The following is a 7,345-nucleotide window of genomic DNA, read 5'->3' on the forward strand; positions in this document are numbered from 1 at the left end:
CGGGGTGGCGGAACGTCGCCAGGCCGTCGAGGGCCACACCCATCCAGGTGGCCGCCTTGACGGTGGACGCCTCGGTGCCCGGGGGCAGGCGCAGGACGGCGTGCAGCCCGGCCGCGATTCCGGTCACCGCGATGTGCGGGGCGCGTTCGGCCAGCGTCGCGACGAGCTGGTTGCGGCGGGCGCGATAGCGCTGCCGCATGCGGCGGATGTGCTTGTCGTAGTGCCCGGAGGCGATGAACTCCGCGAGCGCGAGCTGGTCGGTGACGCCCGTCCACGCCTCGCGCAGCCCCTTGGCCGCGAGCACGAGGTCGACCAGGTGCGGCGGCAGAACCATCCAGCCGAGCCGGATCGCCGGGGACAGGCTCTTACTGACCGAGCCGATGTAGACCACGTGGTCGGGATCAAGCCCCTGAACGGCGCCCACCGGTTCCCGGTCGTAGCGGAACTCGCCGTCGTAGTCGTCCTCCAGCACCACACCGCCACGACCGCGCGCCCAGTCGACGGCCGCGGCACGGCGCGTCGGATGCAGCGGGCCGCCGGTCGGGAATTGATGAGCGGGAGTGAGCAGAACGGCACGTGCCCCGCGCCGCGACGAGGTGCCAGGGCGCGACGCCAGTTCGTCGGTCCGCGCGCCCCGTTCATCCAGGCCCAGCGGGATCGTGCGCACTCCGGCGCCGGCCAGGACGCCGCGGTGGAAGGGCAGGCTGTACGGCTCGACAGCCAGCGGCCCAGACAGCACCCCGCCGCCGAACAACAGACGCAGCCCGTGCGCGAACCCGGCGCAGACAACGATCTGGTCCGGTGAAGCAGACACGCCACGCGTCCGTGCGAGGTACTCGGCCAGCGCGCGGCGGAGCTCGGGACGCCCCTGAGGGCTGCCGGGGGCGAAGGCGTCATGTGGTGCGGCGGTCACCGCGCGACGAACGGCCACGGCCCACGCGGCGCGCGGAAAGGACGTCGCGTCCGGCTGCCCCTGCCCCAGATCGTGGGCGGCGCCGTCCCCACGGCCAGGGGCCTTCCTGGGGACACGCCGCGGCTTGGCCACGACGCGCTCAGCGACCCGGGTACCGGAACCCTGCCTGGCTGTCAACCAGCCTTCGGCGACCAACTCGGCATACGCGTCCGCGACCGTGTTGCGCGCGACCCCCAGATCCACGGCGAGCGAGCGGTACGGCGGCAGCCGGGTCCCCTGCGCGAGCCGCCCACTGCGCACCGCCTCCCGCAGCGCCGCCGCCACCGCCGCCCGGCGAGGCCCCGTAGACGATAGCTCAAGATGCAGGTCTGAGCCCGCCTCACGGGCGAAATTGACCTGGGAATCCGGCACCCGACTGCCCCCTTGGATCGGTCTCTCGGGTCCCTAGGCTAACCGCATGACCAACGCCCCCGAGATCTTCCACTCCTCCCGCGTCGACTTCGCCGTATCCGCGCCGCGCGCGTTCAAAGCCCTCATCAGCTTCGACGCCGCCGCCCGCGACGGGCTGGACCCAGCCCTGGTCGAACTGGTCCAGATCCGCGCTTCCCAGCTCAACGGCTGTGCGTACTGCCTCCACCTGCACACCGCTGACGCACGGAAGGCGGGCGAGAACCAAGAACGCCTGCACATGGTCCAGGTGTGGCAGGACGCGGCGCACTTCTTCACTCCCGACGAGCAGGCGGCGCTGGCCCTGACCGAAGCCATCACACAGATCACCGGCGGCGTCCCCGACGATGTCTACCGGCGTGCCACCGACCACTTCGACGACACCGAACTGGCCCAGCTCATCGCGGTGATCCTGACGATCAACACCTGGAACCGCATCGCTGTCACGACCACCAAGACCCCAGGCACCGACGAACGCCGCTGAGCCGGCTGGGCGCTGACGACCGCGCGGGTGGCCAAGGAGCCCGGGGGCCTGGACCTCGCGGGACTGCTCGACGTCATCGAGGCGGAGATGAAGGACGCCCCGGACCGCCTGCAATGGGCGATGAACGAATGCCTGGCCACCATCGGGATCGAGCACGCCGGGCACCGCGCCCGCGCCGTCGGCATCGGTGAGCGCCTGGAGGTGCTCAAGGACTACCCGGCGTCGCCGGGCTGCACGTCCCCGTTCGCGCCCGTCTGGATCACCGAGATGGTGCGGCGGCGGCCCGACGCGTAGCCGGTGCGAAGGGTCCGCGCTCGTGCCCGCGCCGCGAGATAATCTCAACGTTGAGATTGTGGATCGAGGAGGACCCATGGCCGACGCGGTGGACGCGATCCTGGCGCAGTGGGAGCGGGAGCGGCCCGACCTGGACACCTCGCCGATGGGCGTCTTCGGGCGGATCTCCCGGGCGCAGCGGCTGCTGGGCCGGGAGCTGAAGGACTTCTTCGCCGCGCACGGGCTGGAGGGCTGGGAGTTCGACGTGCTGGCGACGCTGCGCCGCCACGGCGCCCCCTACGAGCTGACGGCCGGCGGGCTGCTGCGGGCGGCGATGGTCACCTCGGGGGCGATCACCAACCGGATCGACCGGATGGAGGCCAAGGGGCTGGTCGAGCGGGTCCGCGACGCCGGCGACCGGCGGTCGGTGCGGATCCGGCTGACGGCGCGGGGGCTGGAGGTCGTGGACGAGCTGGTGGGCCTGCACATCGCCAACGAGGAGCGGCTGCTGGCGGGCCTGGGCGCGGCCGAGCGGGAGCGGCTGGAGGGGGCGCTGCGCACGCTCCTGGAGTCGCTGGGCGACACCTCGCTCGACTGACCGGGCGCCCGCCGCCAGGGCGTCCGTCCGAGGGGACGGGGCGGTGGTCAGGGCTCGGTGAAGGGGCGGATCGCGCGGGTGGCGCGGGTGGCGATGGTGGCCAGGTGGCCGGCGAGTTCGGGCGGGTCGAGCAGGGTGTAGTCGACGGTCAGCAGGGTGACGCGGTAGGCGAGGAACCGCAGCGAGTCCGAGCGGGTGTGCAGGAGGCAGGTGCGGTCGTCGACCGGTTCCAGGACGCCCTGCCAGGCGGTGACGTGCGCGGCGGCCTGGTCGGCTGGCAGGTGCAGCAGCAGCCGGGCGCGGATCGTCCCGGAGCCGCCGGCGAGGGTGTCCATCGCCCAGGTGGCGGCATCGGCGCCGCCGGGCAGCTCGCGTTCGGGGCCGCGGACGCCGGTGCGGTGCGGGCCGGTGATGCGGTCGGCGCGGAAGGTGCGCCAGGCGGCGCGGTCCTCGTCGTAGGCGACCAGGTACCAGCGGCGGCCCGCGGCGACCAGCCGGTGCGGCTGCGCGAACCGGCGCGTCTCGCGGCCGGCGGCGGCGGTGTAGGCGAAGCGGACCTTCTCGCGGGTGACGCAGGCGGCGGCGAGCAGGGCCAGGACGCCGGGGTCGGCGGCGGGCGGGGCGGCGTCCTGCGGCGGGAGCGGCACCGCGGCCTCGGTCAGCGCGGCGACGCGCTGCCGCAGCCGGTGGGGGAGGACCTGCTCCAGCTTGGCGAGGGCGCGCAGCGAGGTGTCCTCGATGCCGGTGACGGCGCCGGCGGCGGCGGTGCGCAGGCCGATCGCCATGGCGATCGCCTCGTCGTCGTCGAGCACGAGGGGCGGCATCGCGGCGCCGGCGGTGAGCCGGTAGCCGCCGGTGTTGCCGTGCGTGGCGTGGACGGGGTAGCCGAGCTCGCGGAGCCGGTCGACGTCGCGGCGGATGGTGCGGGCGGTGACGCCGAGCCGGTCGCCGAGTTCGGCGCCCGACCATTCGCGGGGGGTCTGCAGGAGGGACAGCAGCCGCAGCAGCCGCCCGGACGGATCGCGCATGTTCTCCATCCTGCCGCCCTAATAGGACTTTTAATGACCTATTGGGGGGATAGCGTCGTACACGTAGGGCAGGGAACGAGATCCCTGCCCCGGTTAAGGAGGACGGCATGCTGCGAGGATTCGCCACCATCAGCTTCTGGGCCGACGACGTGGAGGCCGCCAAGGACTGGTACGCCGGGTTCCTGGGCGTGCAGCCGTACTTCAGCGTCCCGGGCCCGGGCGGGGGAGCCGCCTACTACGAGTTCCGGATCGGGGACTACGAGCATGAGCTGGGCCTGATCGACGCCCGGTTCCGTCCCGGCGGCGCGGACGCCGCGGGCACGGGCGGCGCGATCATGTACTGGCACGTCGACGACCTGGAGGCGACCGTGGCGCGGCTGCTGTCGCTGGGCGCGACGGAGCACGAGAAGATCACCGAGCGGGGCGAGGGGACCGGGTTCGTCACCGCGTCGGTCGTCGACCCGTTCGGCAACATCCTGGGCGTGATGTCCAACCCGCACTACGTGGAGACGCTGGCGACGACCGGGCGGGGCTGAGTCCCCGGCCGCGTCCCGGCCGCGTCCCTGTCGTGTCCGGGCGGCGGGCGGGGGCTACCGTTGGACCTCTCCGATCAGGAGCCCGATCAGGAGGAGGCCCGCGATGCCGCCGCCCGCACGCACGCCCGAGCAGCGCAAACGGGACGTCCTGGACCGGCTCGGACGCGACGTGGACGCGTGGGTGGCGACCGCCGACCCGCGGACCGGCGCCCCCTACATGGTGCCGCTGTCGTTCCGGTGGGACGGGTCGTCGCTGCTGGTCGCCACGCCGTCGGCGAGCGTGACGGGGCGGAACCTGCGGGCGTCGGGGACGGTGCGCGTCGGGGTGGGCGGCACCCGCGACGTCATCATGATCGACGGCGCGGTGGAGGCGCTGGAGGCCGCGGAGCTGCCGGACGGCGCGGCCGACGCGTTCGCCGCGGCGACCGGTTTCGAGCCGCGGTCCCTGTCCGAGCACTACCTGTACTTCCGGGTGCGGCCGTCGCGGATCCAGGCGTGGCGGGAGGTCAACGAGCTGCGCGGACGCGATGTCATGCGCGACGGCGAGTGGCTCGTGCCGGACTGAGCGCCGCGCCCCGCGACCGCCCGCGACCGCCCGCGGGCCGGTCGCGGGTCGGGCGGGCGGTCAGGCCGGGCCGGTGTAGTCGCGCAGGTGCCGGGCGGTGAGGGTGGCGCCGCCGGCGACGAGTTCGGCGGGCGTGCCGGTGAAGACGATCTCGCCGCCGTCGGCTCCGGCGCCGGGCCCGAGGTCGATGATCCAGTCGGCGTGGGCCATGACGGCCTGGTGGTGCTCGATGACGATGACGGTGCCGCCGCCGTCGACGAGCCGGTCGAGCAGGGCCAGGAGCTGGTCGACGTCGGCGAGGTGCAGCCCGGTGGTGGGTTCGTCCAGGACGTAGACGTCGGCCTTGCCCGCCATGTGGACGGCGAGTTTGAGGCGCTGCCGCTCGCCGCCGGACAGGGTGGTGAGGGGCTGCCCGAGGGCGAGGTAGCCGAGGCCGACGCCGGCGAGGCGGTCCAGGACGGCGCGGGCCTGCCCGGCGGTGAAGAACTCGCGGGCCTCGGCGACGGACATGGCCAGGACCTGGCTGATGTCCTTGCCGTGCAGCGTGTAGGCGAGGACCTCGTCGGTGTAGCGGCGGCCCCGGCACCTCTCGCAGACGGTGGCGACGCCGGCCATCATGGCCAGGTCGGTGTAGACCAGCCCGATGCCCTTGCAGGTGGGGCAGGCGCCTTCGGAGTTGGCGGAGAACAGCGCGGCGCGGACGCCGTTGGCCTTGGCGAACGCGGCGCGGACCGCGTCCAGCAGCCCGGTGTAGGTGGCGGGGTTGCTGCGGCGGGACCCGCGGATGGGGGACTGGTCGACCACGACGACGCCGTCGTGTCCGGGCAGCGACCCGTGCACCAGGGAGCTCTTGCCGGATCCGGCGACGCCGGTGACGACGGTGAGGACGCCGAGGGGGAACTCGACGTCGACGCCCTTGAGGTTGTGCAGGGCGGCGCCCTTGACGGCCAGGTGCCCGGACGGCTCGCGGACCTGGTCGCGCAGCCGGGCGCGGTGGTCCAGGTGGCGTCCGGTGAGGGTGCCGGAGGCGCGCAGCCCGGCCACGTCGCCGGTGTAGCAGACGCGCCCGCCGGCGGAGCCCGCGCCGGGGCCGAGGTCGACGACGTGGTCGGCGATCGCGATGGTCTCGGGCTTGTGCTCGACGACCAGGACGGTGTTGCCCTTGTCGCGCAGCCGCAGCAGCAGGCCGTTCATGCGGGCGATGTCGTGGGGGTGCAGGCCGATGGTGGGCTCGTCGAAGACGTAGGTGACGTCGGTGAGGCTGGAGCCCAGGTGGCGGACCATCTTGACGCGCTGCGCCTCGCCGCCCGACAGGCTGGTGGACTCGCGGTCCAGGCTGAGGTAGCCGAGACCGATCTCGACCATGGAGTCCAGGGTGTCCTGGAGGGTGGCCAGCAGCGGCGCGACGGAGGCGTCGCCGATGCCGCGCACGACCTCGGCGAGCTCGTCGATCTGCAGGGCGGCGCAGTCGGCGATGTTGAGGCCGCCGATGCGGCTGGCCAGCGCGGCGGGGTTGAGGCGGGTCCCCTCGCAGGCAGCGCAGGCGGTGAAGGTGACGGCGCGTTCGACGAACGCGCGGATGTGGGGCTGCAGCGTCTCGGTGTCGCGGTCGAGGTAGAGGCGCTTGACCTTGACCAGCAGCCCCTCGTAGCTGATGGTCCCGCCGCCGGTCTTGATCTTGGTGGCGGGTTTGTGGAGCAGGTCGTCCCACTGGGCGGGGGTGTAGTCGCGGAGCCTGGTGTCCGGGTCGAACAGGCCGGACTGGGCGATGACCTTCCAGTACCAGGTTCCGGCGCCGAAGTTGGGGACGGTGATCGCGCCGTCGTTGAGCGACAGGTCCCGGTCCAGGAACTGGTCGACGTCGATGCGGGAGGCGCGGCCGAGTCCCTCGCAGTCGGGGCACATGCCCTCGGCGTTGTTGAAGCTGAACGCGGTGGAGGTGCCGGCGTGGGGCTCGCCGAGGCGGCTGAAGATGATCCGCAGCATGGCGTGGGCGTCGGTGGCGGTCCCGACGGTGGAGCGGGAGTTGGCGCCCATCCGCTCCTGGTCGACGACGATGGCGGCGCTGAGGTTGCGCAGCGCGTCGACGTCGGGACGGCCGACGCTCGGCATGAAGCCCTGCACGAACGCGGTGTAGGTCTCGTTGATCAGCCGCCGCGACTCGGCCGCGATCGTCCCGAACACCAGTGAGGACTTGCCCGATCCCGACACGCCGGTGAAGACGGTCAGGCGGCGCTTGGGGAGGTCGACGCTGACGTCGGCGAGGTTGTTGGCCCGGGCGCCGCGGACCTCGATGACGTCGTGCGCGTCGGCCGCCGTGCGCCCGGCGGAGGGCAGGGACATGGGGGCTTCCTCGTCCGTTCGATAGATTAGGCTGTAAAGAGATCGGGGTCTCGAAACATTAGTTTATGCCATAAGGAGATGCAAGTGGTCGTCTTCGCCGGGCAGGGCGACGCCCGCCGCTCCATGGACCTGCTGTGGCGGGCCGACCCCGCCCATCC

8 protein-coding genes are annotated in these 7,345 nt (G+C 72.9%); 5 read left to right on the forward strand and 3 right to left on the reverse strand.

Annotated features, from left to right (window positions below; genetic code table 11):
- Positions 1 to 1,237 (reverse strand): MocR-like pyridoxine biosynthesis transcription factor PdxR (gene pdxR, locus ETD83_RS37170; RefSeq protein WP_230421442.1); only part of this gene is annotated, 1,237 nt, incomplete at its 3' end.
- Between the two features lie 133 nt (positions 1,238 to 1,370).
- Here pdxR and ETD83_RS37175 point away from each other — a divergent pair.
- The 3 genes from ETD83_RS37175 (at position 1,371) to ETD83_RS37185 (ending at position 2,715) form a co-directional block, all read left to right on the forward strand.
- Entirely contained in the window at positions 1,371 to 1,844 is a 474-nt protein-coding gene (locus ETD83_RS37175; RefSeq protein ID WP_138649892.1) for a carboxymuconolactone decarboxylase family protein, read from the forward strand.
- A 27-nt stretch (positions 1,845 to 1,871) separates the two neighbouring features.
- Positions 1,872 to 2,138: a hypothetical protein gene (locus tag ETD83_RS37180; protein WP_230421443.1), complete on the forward strand. Its 267-nt coding sequence runs from the start codon at positions 1,872 to 1,874 to the stop codon at positions 2,136 to 2,138.
- 76 nt (positions 2,139 to 2,214) lie between these two features.
- Positions 2,215 to 2,715, forward strand: coding sequence for a MarR family winged helix-turn-helix transcriptional regulator (locus ETD83_RS37185; protein ID WP_138649893.1), 501 nt, complete (start codon positions 2,215 to 2,217; stop codon positions 2,713 to 2,715).
- Between the two features lie 47 nt (positions 2,716 to 2,762).
- Here ETD83_RS37185 and ETD83_RS37190 read toward each other — a convergent pair whose 3' ends face one another.
- On the reverse strand, positions 2,763 to 3,743 hold the full coding sequence (locus ETD83_RS37190) for a helix-turn-helix transcriptional regulator (protein ID WP_138649894.1): 981 nt from the start codon (positions 3,741 to 3,743) through the stop codon (positions 2,763 to 2,765).
- 107 nt (positions 3,744 to 3,850) lie between these two features.
- Between ETD83_RS37190 and ETD83_RS37195 the strand changes: the two genes are divergently transcribed.
- Both ETD83_RS37195 and ETD83_RS37200 read left to right on the forward strand, forming a co-directional pair.
- Entirely contained in the window at positions 3,851 to 4,279 is a 429-nt protein-coding gene (locus ETD83_RS37195; RefSeq protein WP_138649895.1) for a VOC family protein, read from the forward strand.
- Between the two features lie 103 nt (positions 4,280 to 4,382).
- Complete coding sequence (locus ETD83_RS37200) at positions 4,383 to 4,844, forward strand: pyridoxamine 5'-phosphate oxidase family protein (RefSeq protein ID WP_138649896.1); 462 nt, start codon at positions 4,383 to 4,385, stop codon at positions 4,842 to 4,844.
- Positions 4,845 to 4,904: 60 nt separating this feature from the next.
- Here the strand turns inward: ETD83_RS37200 and ETD83_RS37205 are convergent, their stop codons facing one another.
- On the reverse strand, positions 4,905 to 7,187 hold the full coding sequence (locus ETD83_RS37205; RefSeq protein WP_138649897.1) for an ATP-binding cassette domain-containing protein: 2,283 nt from the start codon (positions 7,185 to 7,187) through the stop codon (positions 4,905 to 4,907).
- Positions 7,188 to 7,345 lie beyond the last annotated feature (158 nt).

This window comes from Actinomadura soli, from assembly GCF_005889715.1.
Lineage (GTDB): Bacteria > Actinomycetota > Actinomycetes > Streptosporangiales > Streptosporangiaceae > Spirillospora > Spirillospora soli.